Here is an 18,847-nt window from a genome sequence, read left to right as displayed (position 1 = left end):
GGTGGCGTAAAAACCGGTCGCTTACTCGCCCTCGAGTACCAGTTCGGACCGCCGGTTGCGGTCCCGTCGCCTGCCACGCCAACCGTTTTCCGCGGATCGACCCTCCGATTTCCTATGCCGACCTACGCCACTCTCGTCGACCTCGCCGATCGCGACGTCCAGAACGTACAGGAACTCGCGACGATCTGGGGTGAGATCCGGACGGAGTTCGAGGGACACGACACCGAGTTGCTCGACTCCTACGCCGCGCTCGGCGAACACGACTTTCTGATCACCTTCGAGGCCACTGACCGCGAGGCGGCGTTCAAGTCCGCGTTGACGCTGCACCGTCAGGGCCTCGAGGGAGAGACGATGCCGATCGTCGATACCGACGACTTCTCCGAGTTGGTCGACGAGGTATGACCCGTCCGAGCGGACTGGCGACAGCGCTCCCGGACGTCACCCCCGCGTGGCGACGAACGCCGGTCCGCCGCGCCGCCTCAAGCGGCGGGCCCGGATCGGACCGTTACCAGAGGCCGGCGAGGTTGCCAAGCGCCATGAGCGAAAACAGCGAGAGGGCGATCACGACGAGCGCCCTGGCTTCCGCCGATCCGCAAGCGGCGGGAAGTCCCGCGAGCCAGTTCGACCCCACGTCTCGACCGACGACCCCTCGAGCGCGCCCGTCACTCTGTGACATATGAGAACGTATTGCATCTAGCCACATAGCTGTATTTGAGGCGGGTTGACAGGTGACCTCCTCCCCGTCGTAAACGACAGGGCTTCCCACGGCACCGCACCGCTGGGTTGGGATATTTGCTGGTTTACGACTTGTCGGCATGACAGGCCGATGGCAGGGCCACACTGCCGTTACTCCTATCCCAGCATGGGACTCAGAGTTATCTTGTGACCGAGACACCACAGCGGTTCGAGAGGGTGTCTCGAACGTTCTGGGTCCCGGAGTCCCGATATTGTGCATTTGAGTGGGCGGTGTGACCGCCTCGGTGTATGTCATTCTACAACACACTATTACTTAAATATCCGCATTATCGCTGAACGCTGATTATATAGTTGAGCGACGCGATTCACGCCCGCCGTAAACGGCGGGATTCTCTCGCTGTTTAAAGAAAGCGCTCTTCCGTAGGAGATTGTTGATACAGCCTTTCGTTGCGGACCGCATTCAGTAACTGGCCGTCAGAACTGCTGAGTCATGAGTTCTCGATTCGCTTGACTCACTACGGAATCGCAAGACAGCTCTCCATCAACAATGTGCTACGCAAGAGCGTAAAGAAAGATAGTCCCGTGGCGGGGTGTCGAACGGCCGGTACACGACCGCCCAACCACCCGTTCCCGACCGAGTCGCTTACTTGATCTTCTCGCCGACGGCGGCGTCGCCGTGGGTCGTCAGCAGATCGGCCTCCTCGCCCGCGGCGAGGATCATCCCGTTGGACTCGACGCCGAACAGTTCGGCCTTCTCCATGTTCGCGAGCAGGACGCACTTCTCGCCCGGCAGTTCCTCGAGGTCGTGTAGTTGCTTGATCCCCGCGACGATCTGTCGCGTCTCGAAGCCGATGTCGACCTCGAGGCGCGCGAGGTCGTCCGCGCCTTCGATCCCTTCGGCGGATTCGATCCGGCCGACCCGGACGTCCAGTTCCTGAAAGTCCTCGAACCCGATCCGCTCGTCGGCCAGCGGCTCGAGATCATCGGTGTCACTCATACCGTCGGCTTCCGCGTCGGTGCTTTCGTCGCTTTCGGTTTCCTCGTCGCCATCGTCCGAGGCGGCCGCGACGCGTTCCTCGAGCTTTTCAGTCAGTTCGTCGACGCGGTCGTCCTCGATCTTCTCGAAGAGTTCGCCGGGCTCGTCGAAGTCCCGTGGCGGAGCCTCGAGCGCGTCCTCGAGATGCGCGTCGGCGATATCGCCGTCCTCGCCGATCTGTGCCCAGAGGGCCTGGGCCTTGTCGGGGGTGATCGGCTCGAGCAGGACGGCGACGGCCTTGGCGATCTGGACGCAGTCGCGGATGACCTGCGTCGCGTCCTCGCTCTCGGCGTCGAGCTTCCAGGGCTCGTTGCGCTGGATGTACTCGTTGCCGAACTGCGCGAGTTCGGTCGCCGCTCCGCCGACCCCGCGCATGGAGTAGTCGTTGACGTTCTCGCGCACGTCGCCGATCGCGCCCTCGATACGCTCGCGGACTTCCTCGGAGACGTCCGCGTCCGGCGTCCCCTCGTAGTTGCGGTAGGCAAACAGCAGCGAGCGGTACCAGAAGTTACCGATAGTCCCGACGAGTTCGCCGTTGACCGTCTCCTGGAAGGCGTCCCAGGAGAAGTCGACGTCCTGTTGGAGCCCGCCGGTCGTCGTCAGATAGTACCGCAGTAGATCGGGGTGGAACCCCTCCTCGAGGTATTCCTTCGCCCAGATCGCCCGGTTGCGACTCGTCGAGAGCCCCTTGCCGTTGATCGTGATGAAGCCGGTCGCGGCGATCCCGCGGGGCTTGTTGTAACCCGCGCCCTCGAGCATCGCCGGCCAGAAGATCGCGTGGTGCTGGATGATGTCCCGGCCGATGACGTGCATGATCTCGCCGTCGCCCTTCCAGACCTGCTCCCAGTCGAACGCGTCTTCGCCGACGCGCTCGGAGTACTGCTTCGAACTCGAGATGTACTCGATCGGCGCGTCGACCCAGACGTAGAGGACGAGGTCGTCGCCGTCGTCGGCGGCTTCGCCGCCTCCGCTTCGTTGCTCCTCCGGAGCAACGCTACCCTCGCCGGGGTAGTCGATCCCCCAGTCCATATCCCGCGTGATACACCAGTCCTGCAGGCCGTCCTCGATCCACTGCCGGGGCTGGTTACGAGCGTTCGAGGTCCCCTCGAGGCCGTCCAAAAAGTCGGTGAGGAAGTCCGCGAATTCGGAGACCTCGAAGAACTTGTGGGTGCGCTCGCGGTACTCCGCGGGGTTGCCCGTGATCGTACTGGTCGGGTCCTCGACCTCGCCGGGCTCTAAGTGGCGCTGACAGCCCTCGTCGCACTCGTCGCCGCGGGCTTTTGCGCCGCAGTAGGGACAGGTCCCCTCGACGTAGCGGTCGGGGAGGTACTGGTCGGCGTCGGGATCGTAGGCGACCTGGATCTCCTTCTCGTAGATGTAGCCCTCGTCGTCCAGCGTCCGGACGATCTCCTGCGTCGTCTCGACGTTGGTCTCGTCGTGGGTGTGACCGTAGTTGTCGAACTCGACGTTGAACTTCGGGAACGTCTCCTCGTACTGGCGGTGCCAGTCTAACGCGAAGTCCTCGGGGTCGACGCCCTCCTGTTCGGCGTTGACGGCGACCGGGGTGCCGTGCATGTCCGAGCCGCAGACGTAGGCCGTCTCCTGTCCCAGCGTCTCGAGCGCGCGGGAAAAGGCGTCCGCGCCGATATACCCCCGCAGGTGACCGATGTGAAGGTCCCCGTTCGCGTAGGGGAGCCCACAGGTCACGACGGCGGGTTCGTCCGTCGGAAAGTCCTCGTGGCTCATGATCGCCACGTCGCGCTCGCGGGCGTAAAACCCGCCGGTTTCGATCGGGGGCGGACCCGCGGTACGCGGTGGCGATCAGTCGTCGCTCGTGATCGGGACGCTCGCGCGCACCTCGAGCCGGTCGAGATCGCCGATAAAGGAGGCCAGCATCTCACGGGTGACGTGGGGCATACAGACCACGCGCAGTTCGTCGGTCGCGGTTCTCGAGATCCGCCAGCCCTTGGCCCGCAACGCGTCGAAGGTCGAGCGGGGGACGTCGGCCGCCACCAGCGGCAGCGTCGGGTCGGCGACCTCGTAGCCGCGTTTCTCGAGGGCGTCGGCGAGCCACTCGGCGTTGTTCTGCGAGCGGACGTACTGCCGGCGGTACCCCGTCGGCCACAGCTCCTCCATCGCGGCAACGGCGCTGGCGACGCCCGCACCCGAGCGGGTGCCGGTCAGGGTCGCCTGTGAGGTCGACTCGAGGTAGGGCGTGTCGACGGCGAGTTCGTCGAGTAGGGCCGAATCGCGAACGAGCAGGCCGCCCGCGGGAACGGCGGCTTGGCCCATCTTGTGGGGATCGATCGCCATCGTGTCGACCGCGGCGTGGTCGAAGTTCCACTCGTAGTCGGTAAACGGAAGGACGAAGCCGCCCCAGGCGGCGTCGACGTGCATCGTCGCGTCGACCGACCGGGCGATCTCGCCGAGTTCCGGAATGGGATCGACGCGGCCGTACTCGGTCGTCCCCGCGACGCCGATCACCGCGGCGGTGTCCTCGTCGACGGCGGCCCGGACGGCCCCGAGGTCGGCCCGGTAGTCGTCGTCGGTCGGCACGATCCGGAGGTCGATCCCGAGCAGGTCCGCGGCCTTCTGGAAGCTGAAATGGCCCGACTCGGGCATGACGACGTTCGGATTCCGGCTATCGGCCCGTTCGCGGGCGATCCGGACCGCCTGAATGTTCGCTTCCGTGCCGCCACTGGTGATATAGCCCGCCGGCTCTTGGAGTCCGGCGATCTCGCTCAGCAGGGCGACCGCGTCGTCCTCGAGTTCCGAGACGCCGGGGTAGGTGCCCGGATCGCCGGGGTTGGTCGCGAGAAACCGCTCGGCCGCGTCGCGTGCCGCCGGGTGGGGTTCCGTACACATCGAGGAGAGAACCCGGTCGAACGCCTGCGGCTCGATTTGCATATCACGTATGTAATCGGTCATCGATTTATTTGTTGCGTTTGCCGACGTTTCACGAGGGGATTCCCTCGCCGTCTTCGGTTCCGTGGGCGGGTCTGCCGGCCCGGCCGCCGGTAGCGCGAAAGCGTGCCTTCAAGTCCGGGGCCGCGCTACGGCCACGCATGAACCCAGGCGACCGCGTCCGCGTCGATCGCGCGGACCGTACGTACGAAGGCGTGTTGCTCCCCTCGAGTACGGACGACCAGCTCGTGGTGAAACTCGAGGGCGGCTACAACGTCGGCGTCGACCGGGGCGAGGCCGACGTGGAGGTCCTCGCGGAGGACGTCTACAGGATCGACGGCACCGACGCCGCGGGCGACGATGGGGCCTCGGAGATCGAGTTCGACGACGACCTGCCGACGATCTCGCTGATCTCGACCGGCGGGACGATCGCCTCGACGGTCGACTACCGCACCGGCGCGGTGACCGCCCAGTTCGACGCCGAGGACGTCCTGCGGGCGGTGCCGGATCTGGCCGGCCGGGCGAACTACCGCGGGCGCGTCGTCGCCAACATCCTCTCGGAGAACATGGAGCCGTCGATCTGGCGGGACCTCGCGCAGGCGGTCCGCGAGGAGATCGAGGCCGGCGCGGACGGCGTCGTCGTCATGCACGGCACCGACACGATGCAGTACTCCGCCTCCGCCCTCGCGTTCATGCTCGAGACGCCGGTACCGATCGTCTTCACCGGCTCCCAGCGCTCGGCCGACCGCCCCTCCTCCGATAACGTGATGAACGCCGTCTCGGCGGTCGAGGCCGCCAAAAGCGACTGTGCGGAGGTCATGGTCTGTATGCACGCCACCGAGTCGGACGACCGCTGTGCCCTTCACCGCGGGACCCGCGTGCGGAAGAACCACACCTCGCGGCGGGACGCCTTCGAGACCGTCGGCGCGGAACCGCTCGGCGAGGTCGAGTACGAGACCGAGACCGTCGAGTTCCGGCGGGCGTATCAGGAACGCGGAGCGAGCGAGTTGGAACTCCGCGACGACCTCGAGAGCGACGTCGAACTGCTGAAGTTCACCCCCGGAATGGACCCCGCGTTCCTCGACGTCGTCGAGGGGAGCGAGGGCCTGATCATCGAGGGCACCGGGCTCGGACACGTCCACACCGATCTGATCCCCCGCATCGAGGAACTCATCGCGGACGGGACGACCGTGGTCATGACGAGTCAGTGTCTCGAGGGGCGGGTCTGTGACCGGGTCTACGACACGGGTCGGGACCTGCTCGAGGCCGGCGTCGTCGAGGCCGGCGACACGCTGCCCGGGACGGCGAAAGTCAAGTTGATGTGGGCGCTCGAAAACAGCGACGACGTCGCGGAGGCGATGGGCACGTCGCTGGCCGGCGAGATTCAGGAGCGGTCGGTTCCGTGGGAGTGATCGCGTCCGCTGGACGCGGCTGAACGGAGACGGAGTCGAGCGACTGTTTTGCGACGCGCGCTCGAAATCGGACGGCCGACAGCGTGTGCCACCGCAGTCGATCCCGCCTCGAGCCCGCGAAGTTCTTTCACGGGCGATCACATGAGATGCCAATACTCGACAACTATGGCATCAGAGTTGGATTCCGAGTCCGCCATCGAGATCCGCCGCGCTACTCACGACGACTACGACGCCGTCGCCGACTTCACGGGCGATATCTGGCCCGACCGCGGCGGCGACTACATCCCGCGAATCTACCACGACTGGCTCGAGGACGAGCCGGGACAGGGAAAGAAAACCTTCCTCGCCGAAGTCGACGGCGAGGCCGCGGGGATCGTCCAGGCCGTCATGCTCTCGGACGACGAGGCCTGGTTCCAGGGAATGCGCGTCGCGGCCGACTACCGCCGGCGGGGCGTAAGCCACCGGCTGAACGAGGCGACCTTCGAGTGGGCCCGCCGGCAGGGCGCGACCGTCGGCCGCGTGATGATCTTCTCGTGGAACGCGGCCTCGCTGGGTGCGGCGCGAGCCAGCGGCTTCGAACCGATCACCGAGTTTCGCTTCGCCCATCCCGACCCCGACCCGGACGCCGCGGGACCCCACGCGGTCTCGAGCGATCCGACCGAGGCGTGGCGCTACTGGACCCACAGCGACGCACGCGCGCATCTGGACGGCCTCGGCCTCGCACCCGAGGAGTCGTGGGCGGTGCGGGAACTCACGCGTGACGACTTCGAGCGGCTGGCCGACGAGACGGCCGTCTTCGCCGTCGAGGGCGAGGACGGTCTCGCCGGAACGGCCTACCGCTCGCGGACCTACGAGCGGCCGGTCGACGGCGACGAGACAGACGGCTCGAGCGACGATCCCGAAACCGAACGGTGGGTCGAGTACGGCGTCGCCGCGTGGGACGGGGTCGAGGCCGCCCGCTCGCTGTTCGCCGCGATCGCTCGCGACGCGGCCGACTGCGGCGCGGAAAAGACGCGCGTCCTGATTCCCGAAACAGCCCGGTTCGTCACCGACGCGCCCGCCGCGGGAGTCGATATCGCCGAGGAACCGGACTTCGTGCTGGGGATCGACCTGACGGCGACTCGCTGACGGCTACCCGCCGCTGACCGGCGGGAACAGCGCCAGTTCGTCGCCCGCCTCGAGAACCGTCGCCAGCCCCTCCTCCTCGACCAGGACGTTCGTGCCGTTGCGAAGCACGTTGATCTGGGAGCGCAGTTCGCCGTCCTCGAGGACGCGGCCCTCGAGGGCGGGGGCCTCCTCGAGCAGTTCCTCGAAGGCGTCGCCGACGGTGTCGCCGGCCTCGGCGTCGACGGTCACATGCTTGTCGCCGGCGCGCTCGGCCAGATCCGCGAACAGTTTCCACTCCGTGGGCATACGTGGCGGTATCGGTGCCGGCGGCAAGTAGCTACCGCTCTCGGGGCCGTTCCGGCGCGTGGCCGTGATCCGGATCGGCGGCCGCCCGCTGACCGTCGTCGGCCGGCGGTGTCGCGGACGAGTCCGCGTCAGCCAGCGACCGTTCGGTCACCCGGCGAAGCGCGTCCGGCCGGCCGAGGACGTACGCGACGTCGCCGGCCGCGAGTCGCACGTCCCCGGCCGGCAGCGGCCGGTGTTCGGCGTCGCCGTCGCCCTCGCGCTCGAGCGCGAGGACCAGCACCGGCAGCGAGTCGACCGACAGGCCGGCGAGGGGGTCGTCGGCCTCGACGGTGACGGTCCGGACCGTCTCGTCGGCCGCCCGGAGCAGGGAGACGAGGTCGCGCTCGGCGTCGGGGCTACCGGGCAGCGTCACGAGCCGGTAGTCCCCGTCGGAGTCGAGATCGCGGGCGTCCTCGGCGTCGAGCGCGACGGTCGCGACGTCGCCGGCGGTCCCGCGGAGTTCCCCGCCCGCGACCCGCCGGGCCGTGCCGTCCTCGCCGCGGGCCCAGAGACGGACCGCGTCGCCGGGGCTGGCGTCGGCCGGGGGGTCGCCCTCGAGCGCGACGGCGACGGTCCCCGGCGCGAGCGTCGGGCCGATACCGGCCGGCCGGCTACCCACGGCGAGGAACGCGACCGTGCCGTCGGGCTCGAGATCGACGTCGACGTGGCCGATCCCGAAGTCGCGCTCGAGGCGGGCCACGAGCCGCTCGCGCAGTTCCGCGTCGGTAAGCCGCCGGGGGAGGAGAAACGTCTGCCCGGCGAGGTCGGCCTTCACCGACTCGTCGACCGGGTCGTAGCCCTCGATGTCGTCGATCTCGTCGGGAAGTTCGACCGTGACGACCCGGCCGGCCGAGCGGACGAGTTGGGTGACCTCGGTGATCGTCCGCGGGGTCGCAACCATGAACACGTCCCGGGCGAGGTAATCGCCGAGCCGCCGGCCGCCGTCGGCCGCGACCGCGCTGGCGGCGAAGGCACCGACCGTGTAGATCGCGGTTCCGGGCTCGAGCAGGCCCGTGTTCCCGATGATCGCCTGCTGGAGCGCCGTCTGAGTGTTCAGCCAGATCGCGACGAGCGCGACGCCGAACAACACCGCGATGCCCTCCGGGATCCCGTCGGCGCTGTACCACCGATAGACGAAGGCGACGCCGGCCCCGCTGCCGGCCGCGAGCAGGGCGAACCCGAGGATCCGGACGACCGCCTCGAGCAGCGTCTCGGTCGGGACCGCCGCCGCGACGATCGCAGTCATTGCGCGATCGCCTCCGCGAACGCCTCGACCGCGTCGTCGGGACCCGCGACGAACGCCTCGTCGCCGGCCTCGAGCCGTCGTTCGATCCCGGGGGCGAACACCCAGCCGTGGCGACGTTCACCGGTCTCGCTGCCCTGTCGACGGACCGCAAGGACCGTCACGTCGGTCCCGGCGATCGTCTCGTCGGTCGCCCCGATCGGACCGACGGTCAGTCGTCGGATGGCGTACCCCTCGCGTTTGACCAGCGAGAGCGCCTCGAACTCGCGGCTGGTGCCCCGCGAGCGCACGACGAGCCGCGGCGACTCGGCCTCGAGGACCGGCTTTACGTCCCGACGGGGGACGGCAATCGTCACGCGGCCCGAGCCGCCGGCCGTCGCCGCGTGCGGTTTCGCCGCGGGGGTGGGCTCGGGGTCCGCGCCGCCGTCGGGCGCGACCGCGTCGGCAGGCCCCGACGAACCGTCGTCGCCGTCGATCTCGTCGTCGGTCTCGGTACGGGCGCTGACGACGGTTCCCCCGATCGAGCGGTCGCCGACGCGGACGCTCACCACGTCCCCGCTCGCGAGTCCCGTCGAGACGAGCGTCGTCAGCGAGACGGCCCGCCGGCCCGCCGGGACGCGCCGGGAGAGACCACCCGAAGGCGGCGCGGCCGTGATGGTCGCCCGAGCCCGTTCGTCGATCGCGACGGCGACGTCCGCGAGATCGTGATCGGTCCGCAGGCGCTCCTCGAGGCGGGCCTCGAGTTCCGAGAGCGGGAGGTCGGCGGGGAGCCGCCACGAACCTCCCTTCAACGTCCGGCGGAGGTCGGCCGACAGCGGCGGGTAGCCTTCCATGTCGTGGATCTCACCGGTGGGACGCACCGTGACCTGGCCGACCGAGCCGACGAGTTCGACGACGTCGGCCGAGAGGGTCCGCTGGCGCAGCGAGGTCAGCGAGAGCCGACGCGGGAGTTCCGCGCCGAGCTTGTCGCCCTGGTTGTGGGCGTACAGCGCGAGCATGAGGACGACCAGCACGGCAACGAGCAGCCGCGGTGACTGGGCGATGGTTGGTTCGACGAGCCCGAGCAGTCCGCCCTGGACGCTGGCGATCGACAGCGCGAGGACGACCACACCGAACCCGGGCAGGGTAACGCCGGTGAAATACCGGACGAGAAAGCCGAGCGAACCGGCGACGAAGGCGGGAACGATACCGGTCAGGAGGCCGAGATAGAGACCGAGCAACACTTCGACCGGAAGGGATGGCATTGTGGGCCAGTGGGCCGGAGCGGTTAAATTAGCACCGGCAGCCGTCTCCGGCTCGAGCGGCGATCCCCCGAATTCCGAACGGAGACGTTTAACTGACGCCGTCGCTCACCGGTGTGTATGGCCGACGACCGGTCGCTTCGAGAGCGACTCCCGGACGACTGGCAGCACGTGCTGACGACGCGGGCGACCGTGATCCTCGTCCTGCTGGTCGCGCTGCTCTCGGTCGCCACTGCGGTCATCAACATCTGGACCCCGAACCCGGGACCGCTCCACGGGTACGTTCCCGAAGCGATTCAAAGCGCCGCCGCGTTCACCGGGGCGCTCACCGGGTTCATGATGGTCGGCAGTGCGCTTGCCCTCCGACGCGGGCTCCGCGCCGGCTGGTGGGCGACGCTGCTGTTGCTCCCGGTGACCGCGGGACAGGGCCTCCTCCAGTCGAGCCAGTACTCGGTTCCGCTGGTCGTCCTCTCGATCGTGTCGATTCCGGCCCTCCTGTTGACCCGCGGCCGGTTCGACAAACCGCTCTCGCTGACGACGACGCAGATCGCGGCCGGTGCGGCACTGGTCGGCGTCCAGCTGTACGGCACCATCGGCGGCTACGCCATGCGGGAACACTTCGACGGGATCAACAACATTCTCGATGCCTTTTATTTTACGCTGATCACCTCGAGTACGGTCGGCTACGGCGACGTCACGCCGAATCAGGAGTCGATCGAGGGGATGTTGTTTACGATGTCCGTCCTCATCCTCGGCGTGGCCAGCTTCGGTATCGCCATCGGGGCGCTGGTCGGCCCGCTCATTCAGGACCGCATCTCGAAGACACTCGGAAAGATGACCGACTCACAGCTGCAACTCCTCGAGGACCACATCCTCGTCCTCGGCTACGGCGAACTGACGGAACCGATCGTCGACGAACTGGCCGACGGCGGCCGCAAGTTCGTCGTCGTGACCAGCGATCGTGAGGTCGCGACGGACCTCACCGACCGCGGCATCTCGGTCGTCACCGGCGACCCCAGCGACGAGGAGCCGCTCCGGCGTGCAAAAATCGACCGGGCGGCCGCGATCCTCGTCGCCACGAACCACGACGCCGAGGACGCGCTGGCGATCCTAACGGCCCGCGAACTCGCGCCGAACACCCGCATCGTCGCCGCCGCGACCGACCGCGAGAACACGAAAAAACTCGACCGGGCCGGCGCGGACGCGGTGATCAGCCCCTCGGTACTTGGGGGGCACCTGCTCGTGCGATCGGCGCTTGGCAGCGACGAGAGCGTGCTGATCGACCGCATTCTCGAGCGCGAGTGACCTACCGTCGGCGACCCCGATGGACGATCGCCACGTCCGCCTCCAGATCGCTGAGCTTTCGGAACGTCGGCGGGGAGACAAAGCGGGAGGCCGCCGAGCGGTCGGTACTCGAGCCGACGAAACAGACGTCATAGCGGGGCGCGATGCGGGCGAGGTAGTCCTCGACGGCGGCGGTAACCACGTGGGTTTCGAAGGGACCGGCAAAGGCATCGACGAGATCCGCGAGCGTCCCCTCGGCCACCCGACGGCGCGACTCCCGATCGATGCAGGTACAGACGCTGATCGGCCGGCCGGACTCGGTCACCCGAATCGCGAAATCGAGCATCGCGCGAGCGGTGTCGCCCGCACCGCGAACTGCGACGAGGCCGCTCCGCCAGCGCGTCCGCCGCACGCCGTTCGAGCGGAAGACGATCGTATCGATCTCGCCCTCGAACAGCCCGGTGATAAACGACGAGAGGCCGCCACCCTCGCGTTCGGCGTAGGGCGTGACGATGAGATCGCAGTTCTCCGCTCGCGCGGTCTCGAGGACGAGCCCCGACGAGAGGTCACTGTCGGCCGCGACGACGACCTCGCAGGGGACGTCGTATGCGCTCTGGAGGTCAGTCGCGAGCGACTCGAGGCGGCGGCCGGCGTCGGTGGCCGCGCGTTCGGCGGGCGTCGGTTCGTCCGGGTCGCCGTCGGCCGAGGCGTCCGGTTGCTCGTCGTCGACCGTCTCAACGACGTCGAAGAGGACCACCTTGCCGGCGTCGTGGGCCCCGGCGATCGACGCGGCGAAGCGAGCGACCGTCTCCTCGCAGTCGGTCATCGGGACGAGGACGTGATCGTCGCCGCTGGTCGTCCGATAGAGATAGCGGGCGCGTTGCTCGTAGAACCGGTCGCGCCAGACGACGAACGCGGCCGCGACGAACGAACTCGAGATGACGATCCCGAGGACGTAGGCCACCTGTGCGTTGCCGGTCACGAGAACGAGCAGGGCCGTCGAGAACGCCGTCGGCACCTCGAGATCGAGCGCCCACGTGCAGACGCCGGTACAGAAGACCCCGAGTGCGGCACCCCAGGCGCTGATGCCGCCACCCAGTCCGACGGCTGCCGTCAGCGCGAGCGCGAGCCAGCCACAGCAGGCCCCGACGGTCATCCCGCCGACGAACTTCCCCGGGGAAGCGTACTTCCCTTCCGGCTCCGCAAAGAGGGTGAAGGTCCCCGAGGCAAGCGGCGGAAAGAGCAGAAACGAGATCACGGGGGTCGCGTTCGCCAGCCACGTCACCGCGGCGATCAGCAGGGGGACGAAGACCAGCACCGACAGGTGAAGCAGGTTCCCCGTCTGCTCGAGCCATCGGACGGCGGCCTCGAGTTCACGTCGTTCCAGTCGTCGAAGCCGCCTTGCGAGCGCGCGGAGTCGCGCACGTACCCCCTCGAGCATGGGATGCGTTGCTCGAGCGACGACCAAAACCGTTTGGCTTCTCGCACGAGCGATCAGCGAAGCCAGCGAGGATCCACGAACTATTCGGGCGCGCCCTCGAGAATCTCGACCCCGCTCGAGGCCCCGATGCGTTCCGCCCCGGCCTCGAGCATGGCCATCGCCTCGTCGTAGCTGCCGATACCGCCGCTGGCCTTGACGGGGAGGAAGTCGCTCATGAGGGCGACGTCGTCGACGGTCGCGCCGCCCCCGCCGAACCCGGTCGCAGTTTTCACCATCGCCGCGTCGGCGGCGGCCGCGGCCTCGCAGGCCCGCCGTTTCTCCGCGTCGGTCAGTAGTGGGGCCTCGATGATGACCTTGACCGGAATCGGGACGGCCACGACCAGGTCGGCGAGTGCCGTTTCGACGGCCTCGTCCGCACCGGCCTGCAGCCGGCCGACGTTGATCACCACGTCGAGTTCGTCCGCCCCGTCCTGCCAGGCTCCGACCCCTTCCTTGCGTTTCGCCGCGGGCGCGTGCTGGCCGTGGGGGAAGCCGACCACCGTCGCGAGGGTGACGTCGGGGGCGTAGTCGGCGGCCATCTCGACCGCGTACGGCGGGATACAGGCGTTCATCCCGTACTCGGTCGCCTCGTCGAGGACCCGCCGAACGTCGGCCGGCGTCGTCTCGGGACCAAGCACCGTGTGATCGATCAGGGGGGCGAGTTCGCTGCGCTCCATACGCGGGGCGACTCGGCGAACGGGCAAAAAGCCGGTCGGTCGGCTCGAGGGCGTTCGAGTCGGACGGGAACCCGTGGCCGTCTCGGAACGCCTTTGGCCTCGGCGGTCGCCTCCTCGGATATGAACGTCGACATCGGGAACGCGCTCGCGTCGGTCGCCTCGCCGGGCGTCTCGCGTGCGTCCCTCGAGCGACTGGACGAACAGGTCGCGGCCGCCCACGAGCGCATCGAGCGCGGCATGGCAAACGCCGACCACGGCTACGAAGCACTGAATCTCCCCGAGCGGACCGATCCCGACGAGATCCGGGCGGCCGTCGAGCCGGTCGCCGACGCCGACGCCCTGATCACCGTCGGTATCGGCGGCAGTTCGCTGGGCGCGGCGACGATCGTCGACGCCCTCGAGTCAGACACCGAGACGGTCTTTCTGGACAACGTCGACCCCGAGTGGGTATCGCGTCGCCTCGACGGGCTGGCGCTCGAGAACGCGGCGATCAACGTCGTCTCGCGGTCGGGGACGACCGCGGAGACGCTGGCGAACTTCCTCGTCGTCCGAGCGGCCTTCGAGGACGCCGGCGTCGACTGGACCGAGCGGACCATCGTCACGACCGGCGAGTCGGGGCCGCTGCGGGACCTCGCGGACCGCCACGACCTGCCGTCGCTGAAAGTCCCCGACGGCGTTCCCGGCCGTTTCTCGGCGCTGTCGGCCGTCGGCATGGTCGCCGCCGCGGTCTGTGGCCACGACCTCGAGGCCCTGCTCGCGGGCGCGGCCGCCGAGCGAGAGACGCTCTCGGGCTCGCTGTTCGAGTGTCCGGCCTACGCCTACGGCGCGACGACCTACGCGCTGGACGGGCGAGGTGCGGGAGTAAACGCCGTGATGCCCTACGCGGAATCGCTCGAGACCTCGGCGGAGTGGTTCGCCCAGCTGTGGGCCGAGAGTCTCGGCAAGGACGACCTCGGCCAGACCCCGGTGCGGGCGCTGGGAGTCACCGACCAGCACTCCCAACTGCAACTCTACCGGGCGGGCCCACGGGACAAACTCGTCACCTTCGTGACCGCCGACACGGACGCCGATCGCTCGATCCCCACGACCGACGTCGAGGAACTCGCGTATCTGGGCGACGCGACGCTGGGTGAACTACTCGAGGCGGAGTTCGAGGCCACCGAGGCGAGCCTGGCCGCGGCCGGCCGGCCGAACGTCCGGGTCGAACTCGAGGCCGTCGACGAGTACGAACTCGGCGGCTTCCTCTACGGGATGGAGGCCGCCTGCGTCCTCGCAGGGGAACTCTACGGCGTGAACACCTTCGAGCAGCCGGCCGTCGAATGGGCCAAGAAGGCCACCCGCGGGCTACTCGGCGGCGGCGAGTTCGAGGAGGCGGAAGCGGTCGCCGAGAAGACCGAGCTTCGAGTCGAGCGGTAGCCGACCGGGCCGACCTGAACCCGTCGTCCGGTTGCGGTGTGCATATGAGCCCTCGGACGAACACTCACGTATGACCGAGACTGCACGGGCCGACGACGCCGGCCCGGTCGCGTCCGGCGCGATCCCGGGTATCGGAACCCTGCTGGCCGGACTCACGTTGGTCGCCATGTTCGTCCCCGTTCGCAACGGCGTCGACGACCCCAGTGTCTGGGCCGGCACCGGCCTGGCCGTCGCCGCCGTCCTCGCCTTCCTCGTTCGCCGCCACGGCTCGCGCGAACCCCGGCTCCTCGCGGCGGTCGCCGCCGGCTCGAGCGTCGGCGTCGTCCTGCTCGCCGGCTACGCGTTGAATCAAGGGGTCACGACGTCGCTGCTCTCGATACCGATCGTGTTCGTGGCGTTCGTGACCGCCGGGCTGACCGTCGGCGTCGCGGTCGCGGACTTCTTCGGCATCGGCGTCGTCGGGCTCAAGCGCCGGACCAGCCAGGCCCTCGTCATGACGGGGGTCGGCCTCGTCGGGCTCATCCTGCCGCAGCTACTGATGATTCTCTTTGCCGCACCGGTCTATCCGTTCCTCGAGACGCTGCCGGAGATCGAGCGGCTCGTGGCCACCCAGCTCATCACCCAACTCGGCGTGGTCATCGGCACGGCGATCGTGGTCGTCGCCTTTCTTCGCTGGACGGACCGGGGGCTGTCGTTCATCGATCTCCGGTGGCCCACGCTGCGGGAGGTCGCCTGGACCGTCGGCGGCCTCATCGTCCTCTTCGGCGCGTTGTTCGCGATCTCGACGCTCATGCAGTCGACCGGCGTCGAGAGCGCGGACCACTCGACCACCCAGCGGGCCGCGGACAACCCCGGACTGATGCTGATCATGGTACCGATCGCGATCCTGATAATCGGGCCGTTCGAGGAGGTTCTCTACCGGAACGTGATCCAGAAGTCGCTGTACGAGACGTTCTCGCGGTTCGGTGCCGTCGCGGTAGCGAGCGTCATCTTCGCGGCGGTCCACGTCCTCGCGTACGCCACCAACGGGCTGGGCGCGGTCATCGCCAGTCTGGGGACGATCTTCGGGCTCTCGATCGTCCTCGGAGTCATCTACGAACGAACGGAGAACCTCCTGATCCCGGCGCTGGTCCACGGGTTATACAACGCGTTGACGTTCCTGAACCTCTATTTCATCCACGCCTGAGCGCGGGACTGCCGACGCTTACGGGGACATCGACCGCGACCGAAACGATCGCGAGCTACGAGGGGTTCTTCCGGGCCAGTTCCGACCCACAGATCGGACACCGCTCTTTCTCCTCGTCGAACTCGCGGCCACAGCCCTGGCACTGGTAGGTCCAGTGGCGCTGCTCGTCGATCCCCTCCCGGGCGATCACGTCGACCGCGACGTTGAGCTTCTCCGCGACGTTTTGCATCGCGTAGTCGTCGGTCACCAAGGTGGCGTCGAGTTCGAAACTCGCAGCGACGAGCCGAACGTCGGTGTCCGAGAGGACGCCGAGATCCCCGGATTCCCGGGCCGCGCGTTCGACCTTTTCGGTGGTGTCGTCGTTCGGGATGTGGATATGCATGCCCGATCCCTCCATCGCGTCGTAGCGATAAGCGCTCTCGTCTTCGAGTTCCTCGCGGACGAGCGGGATCGTCGCAGTCTGTTCTGTCGTATGGAAATCGTGGATAAAAGCCGAGGAGTCGAGAACGTACATACCGTTAGCGCTGGACGACGATGTAGTCTTTCACCGCTTGGACACGGTTGACGGGAACGAGGAAGTGACCGCCCTCGTCGAGGTCGAAGTCGACGGCGCGGGTCGACAGCTCCTCGTCGGGCTCGATGACGAGATCGTGAAGCGTGCCCGATTTGAGATCCATGGTGATGTTATAGAGCAATCCGAGCTCGGTGCCGTCGGAACCCATGACGGACTTCCCCGAGAGGTTTTCAGCGAGTATATCGCTCATGCATGCCCGTACTTACTAATCGGTATTAAACGATTGGGACCGCTCTCGAGGCGAGCGGACCGCCGGAGCGGCCGCCCTCGACTCGAGCCGACGACCGCCGAGACTCGGCGGTCGATCGCGGCGGTCCGGAACGCGGATGACGATGGGTTTAACTACGGCGCTACGGACGATTTAGGTAAGACCTTCTCGGGTGGTTCATCATGTCGGACACGGATACACGCGACCCCACATCCCTCAGAACGCCGATCGTCGCCGTCCTCGGACACGTCGATCACGGCAAGACAAGTCTCCTCGATAAGATCCGCGGCTCCGCGGTCATCGAGGGCGAAGCAGGCGCGATCACCCAGCACATCGGCGCGACTGCCGTGCCGCTGGACATCATCTCGACGATCGCGGGCGATCTCGTCGACCCGGACGATTTCGACCTCCCTGGCCTCCTCTTTATCGACACGCCGGGTCACCACTCCTTTACGACGCTGCGATCTCGCGGGGGCGCGTTGGCCGACATCGCCATCCTCGTCGTCGACGTCAACGACGGCTTCCAGCCCCAGACGCTCGAGGCCCTGGACATCCTCAAGCGCTCGGAAACGCCGTTTATCGTCGCCGCGAACAAGATCGACACCGTCCCGGGCTGGAAGGAACACGAGGACACGCCGATCAACGACACCTACGAGTCCCAAACGGATCGCGTGCGCGAACGACTCGACGAGAGTCTCTACGAGATCATCGGCAACCTCTCGGACGAGGGGTTCTCCGCGGACCTCTACTGGCGGGTCCAGAACTTCCAGCGCAACGTCGGGGTCGTCCCCGTCTCGGCGATGACCGGCGAAGGGGTCCCCGACCTCCTGACCGTCATGATGGGACTGTCCCAGCGCTACATGAAAGAGGAGATGGAGATCGACGTCGCCGGCCCCGGCGTCGGCACCGTCCTCGAGGTCAAAGAGGAGAAAGGGTTCGGGACGACTATCGACACGGTGCTGTACGACGGGACGATCCGGGCCGACGACACGCTCGTCGTTGGCGGGCAAAACGAGCCGATCGTCACCGAGGTCCGGGCCCTGCTCCAGCCGCGGCCGCTGGCCGAAATTCGTACCGAGAGCCGCTTCGAAACGGTCGATGAGGTGTCGGCCGCATCCGGGATCAAGGTCGCCGCGCCCGACCTCGCGGACGCGATGGCCGGCGCGCCGGTCCGGGTCGTCCGCGACCGCGACCTCGACGAGGTCATCGCGGAGGTTCAGGCCGAACTGGCCGACATCGCCGTCGACACGGCCGAGGAAGGCGTCGTCGTCAAGGCAGACACCCTGGGCAGCCTCGAGGCGATGGCCGACGCCCTAGGCGAGGCCGAGGTCCCGATCGTCCGCGCGGAGGTCGGCGACGTCGCACCCCGTGACGTCTCGGTCGCCTCGACCGCCGAGGACCCGAAACAGCAGGTGATCCTCGGGTTCAACGTCGACACGTTAGACGACGCCGAGCAACGCGCCGAGATCGAGGACGTCTCGATCTTCACCGACGAGGTCATCTACCAGCTCGTCGAGGGCTACGAGGAGTACGTCGAAAACATCGAACAGGCCCAGCAAGACACCATCCTCGAGAACATCACCCGGCCGGCCCGATTCCGGATCCTGCCGGATCACACCTTCCGCCAGAACGATCCCGCGGTCGTCGGCGTCGAGGTAAACTCGGGGACGATCCAGACCAACGCCAACGTCGTCAAGTTCGAGGGCAACGAGCCCGAGCGTGTCGGCCAGGTCAAAGGCATTCAGGAACAGGGCGAGGACGTCGACGAGGCCCGCGCGGGCAACCGCGTCTCGGTCGCCATCGACGGCCCCACCGTCGGCCGCGGAATCGAGGAAGACGACGAACTCTGGGCCGAGATCCCCGAGAAACACGCGAAGATCTTAGAGCAGGAACTCGCAAGCGAGATCCCCGGCGACGAACTCGAGGCGCTGAACATGTACCTCGACAAGCAGCGCAACCGCGATCCGTTCTGGGGCAAGTAGACGTCCCTTTTTCCGCCTCGGGATTCCTCACTTCGTTCGGCGCTCTTGTGGCGTAG

The 18,847-nt window shown here is 67.7% G+C and carries 17 protein-coding genes; 7 read left to right on the top strand and 10 right to left on the bottom strand.

The window, feature by feature from the left end; genetic code table 11:
• The first annotated feature begins 114 nt into the window (after nt 1–114).
• Nucleotides 115–402, top strand: coding sequence for a GYD domain-containing protein (locus ACERIM_RS12890; RefSeq protein WP_006650056.1), 288 nt, complete (start codon nt 115–117; stop codon nt 400–402).
• Nucleotides 403–505: 103 nt separating this feature from the next.
• Here the strand turns inward: ACERIM_RS12890 and ACERIM_RS12885 are convergent, their stop codons facing one another.
• From ACERIM_RS12885 to mfnA, 3 genes are all read right to left on the bottom strand, one after another.
• Complete coding sequence (locus ACERIM_RS12885) at nt 506–676, bottom strand: hypothetical protein (RefSeq protein ID WP_172704580.1); 171 nt, start codon at nt 674–676, stop codon at nt 506–508.
• Between the two features lie 663 nt (nt 677–1,339).
• A complete protein-coding gene (metG, locus tag ACERIM_RS12880; protein WP_373632951.1) occupies nt 1,340–3,478 on the bottom strand; it encodes a methionine--tRNA ligase in 2,139 nt (712 codons plus the stop codon).
• A 75-nt stretch (nt 3,479–3,553) separates the two neighbouring features.
• Nucleotides 3,554–4,660: a tyrosine decarboxylase MfnA gene (gene mfnA, locus ACERIM_RS12875; RefSeq protein WP_373632950.1), complete on the bottom strand. Its 1,107-nt coding sequence runs from the start codon at nt 4,658–4,660 to the stop codon at nt 3,554–3,556.
• A gap of 137 nt (nt 4,661–4,797) precedes the next feature.
• Between mfnA and gatD the strand changes: the two genes are divergently transcribed.
• Complete coding sequence (gene gatD, locus ACERIM_RS12870; protein WP_373632948.1) at nt 4,798–6,048, top strand: Glu-tRNA(Gln) amidotransferase subunit GatD; 1,251 nt, start codon at nt 4,798–4,800, stop codon at nt 6,046–6,048.
• A gap of 165 nt (nt 6,049–6,213) precedes the next feature.
• Nucleotides 6,214–7,176: an N-acetyltransferase family protein gene (locus ACERIM_RS12865; RefSeq protein ID WP_373632946.1), complete on the top strand. Its 963-nt coding sequence runs from the start codon at nt 6,214–6,216 to the stop codon at nt 7,174–7,176.
• Between the two features lie 3 nt (nt 7,177–7,179).
• On the opposite strand, the gene ACERIM_RS12860 is transcribed toward ACERIM_RS12865, so the two are convergent.
• From ACERIM_RS12860 to ACERIM_RS12850, 3 genes are read right to left on the bottom strand one after another with little or no spacing between them, the layout of a single operon-like run.
• Nucleotides 7,180–7,461, bottom strand: coding sequence for a ubiquitin-like small modifier protein 1 (locus tag ACERIM_RS12860; RefSeq protein WP_006650051.1), 282 nt, complete (start codon nt 7,459–7,461; stop codon nt 7,180–7,182).
• A 31-nt stretch (nt 7,462–7,492) separates the two neighbouring features.
• Complete coding sequence (locus ACERIM_RS12855) at nt 7,493–8,746, bottom strand: TrkA C-terminal domain-containing protein (protein WP_373632944.1); 1,254 nt, start codon at nt 8,744–8,746, stop codon at nt 7,493–7,495.
• Entirely contained in the window at nt 8,743–9,987 is a 1,245-nt protein-coding gene (locus tag ACERIM_RS12850) for a potassium transporter TrkA (RefSeq protein ID WP_373632942.1), read from the bottom strand. Before ACERIM_RS12850 ends, ACERIM_RS12855 begins: the two co-directional genes overlap by 4 nt.
• Before the next feature lie 117 nt (nt 9,988–10,104).
• On the opposite strand from ACERIM_RS12850, the gene ACERIM_RS12845 reads away from it, so the two are divergent.
• The gene (locus ACERIM_RS12845) at nt 10,105–11,289 is read left to right on the top strand and encodes an NAD-binding protein (protein WP_006650048.1); all 1,185 of its coding nucleotides are present in this window, start codon (nt 10,105–10,107) and stop codon (nt 11,287–11,289) included.
• A 1-nt stretch (nt 11,290) separates the two neighbouring features.
• On the opposite strand, the gene ACERIM_RS12840 is transcribed toward ACERIM_RS12845, so the two are convergent.
• Entirely contained in the window at nt 11,291–12,709 is a 1,419-nt protein-coding gene (locus ACERIM_RS12840) for an HPP family protein (RefSeq protein WP_049965032.1), read from the bottom strand.
• A gap of 80 nt (nt 12,710–12,789) precedes the next feature.
• Nucleotides 12,790–13,425, bottom strand: coding sequence for a deoxyribose-phosphate aldolase (gene deoC, locus ACERIM_RS12835; RefSeq protein WP_373632941.1), 636 nt, complete (start codon nt 13,423–13,425; stop codon nt 12,790–12,792).
• Between the two features lie 120 nt (nt 13,426–13,545).
• Between deoC and ACERIM_RS12830 the strand changes: the two genes are divergently transcribed.
• Entirely contained in the window at nt 13,546–14,841 is a 1,296-nt protein-coding gene (locus tag ACERIM_RS12830; protein WP_006650045.1) for a hypothetical protein, read from the top strand.
• Nucleotides 14,842–14,911: 70 nt separating this feature from the next.
• Nucleotides 14,912–16,027 (top strand): CPBP family intramembrane glutamic endopeptidase, encoded by a 1,116-nt coding sequence (locus ACERIM_RS12825; protein WP_006650044.1) that lies wholly within the window; start codon nt 14,912–14,914, stop codon nt 16,025–16,027.
• A gap of 55 nt (nt 16,028–16,082) precedes the next feature.
• On the opposite strand, the gene ACERIM_RS12820 is transcribed toward ACERIM_RS12825, so the two are convergent.
• Nucleotides 16,083–16,541: an NOB1 family endonuclease gene (locus ACERIM_RS12820; protein ID WP_006182584.1), complete on the bottom strand. Its 459-nt coding sequence runs from the start codon at nt 16,539–16,541 to the stop codon at nt 16,083–16,085.
• Nucleotides 16,542–16,545: 4 nt separating this feature from the next.
• Nucleotides 16,546–16,791 carry a PRC-barrel domain-containing protein gene (locus tag ACERIM_RS12815; protein WP_006182585.1) on the bottom strand — a complete coding sequence of 82 codons (246 nt, stop codon included), beginning with the start codon at nt 16,789–16,791 and terminating at the stop codon, nt 16,546–16,548.
• Nucleotides 16,792–16,991: 200 nt separating this feature from the next.
• On the opposite strand from ACERIM_RS12815, the gene infB reads away from it, so the two are divergent.
• Complete coding sequence (gene infB, locus ACERIM_RS12810) at nt 16,992–18,791, top strand: translation initiation factor IF-2 (RefSeq protein WP_006650043.1); 1,800 nt, start codon at nt 16,992–16,994, stop codon at nt 18,789–18,791.
• The last annotated feature ends 56 nt before the right edge of the window (nt 18,792–18,847 follow it).

Source organism: Natrinema sp. H-ect1 (genome assembly GCF_041821105.1).
Taxonomy (GTDB): domain Archaea; phylum Halobacteriota; class Halobacteria; order Halobacteriales; family Natrialbaceae; genus Natrinema; species Natrinema thermotolerans.
This window is presented reverse-complemented; position numbering and strand designations above follow the sequence as displayed.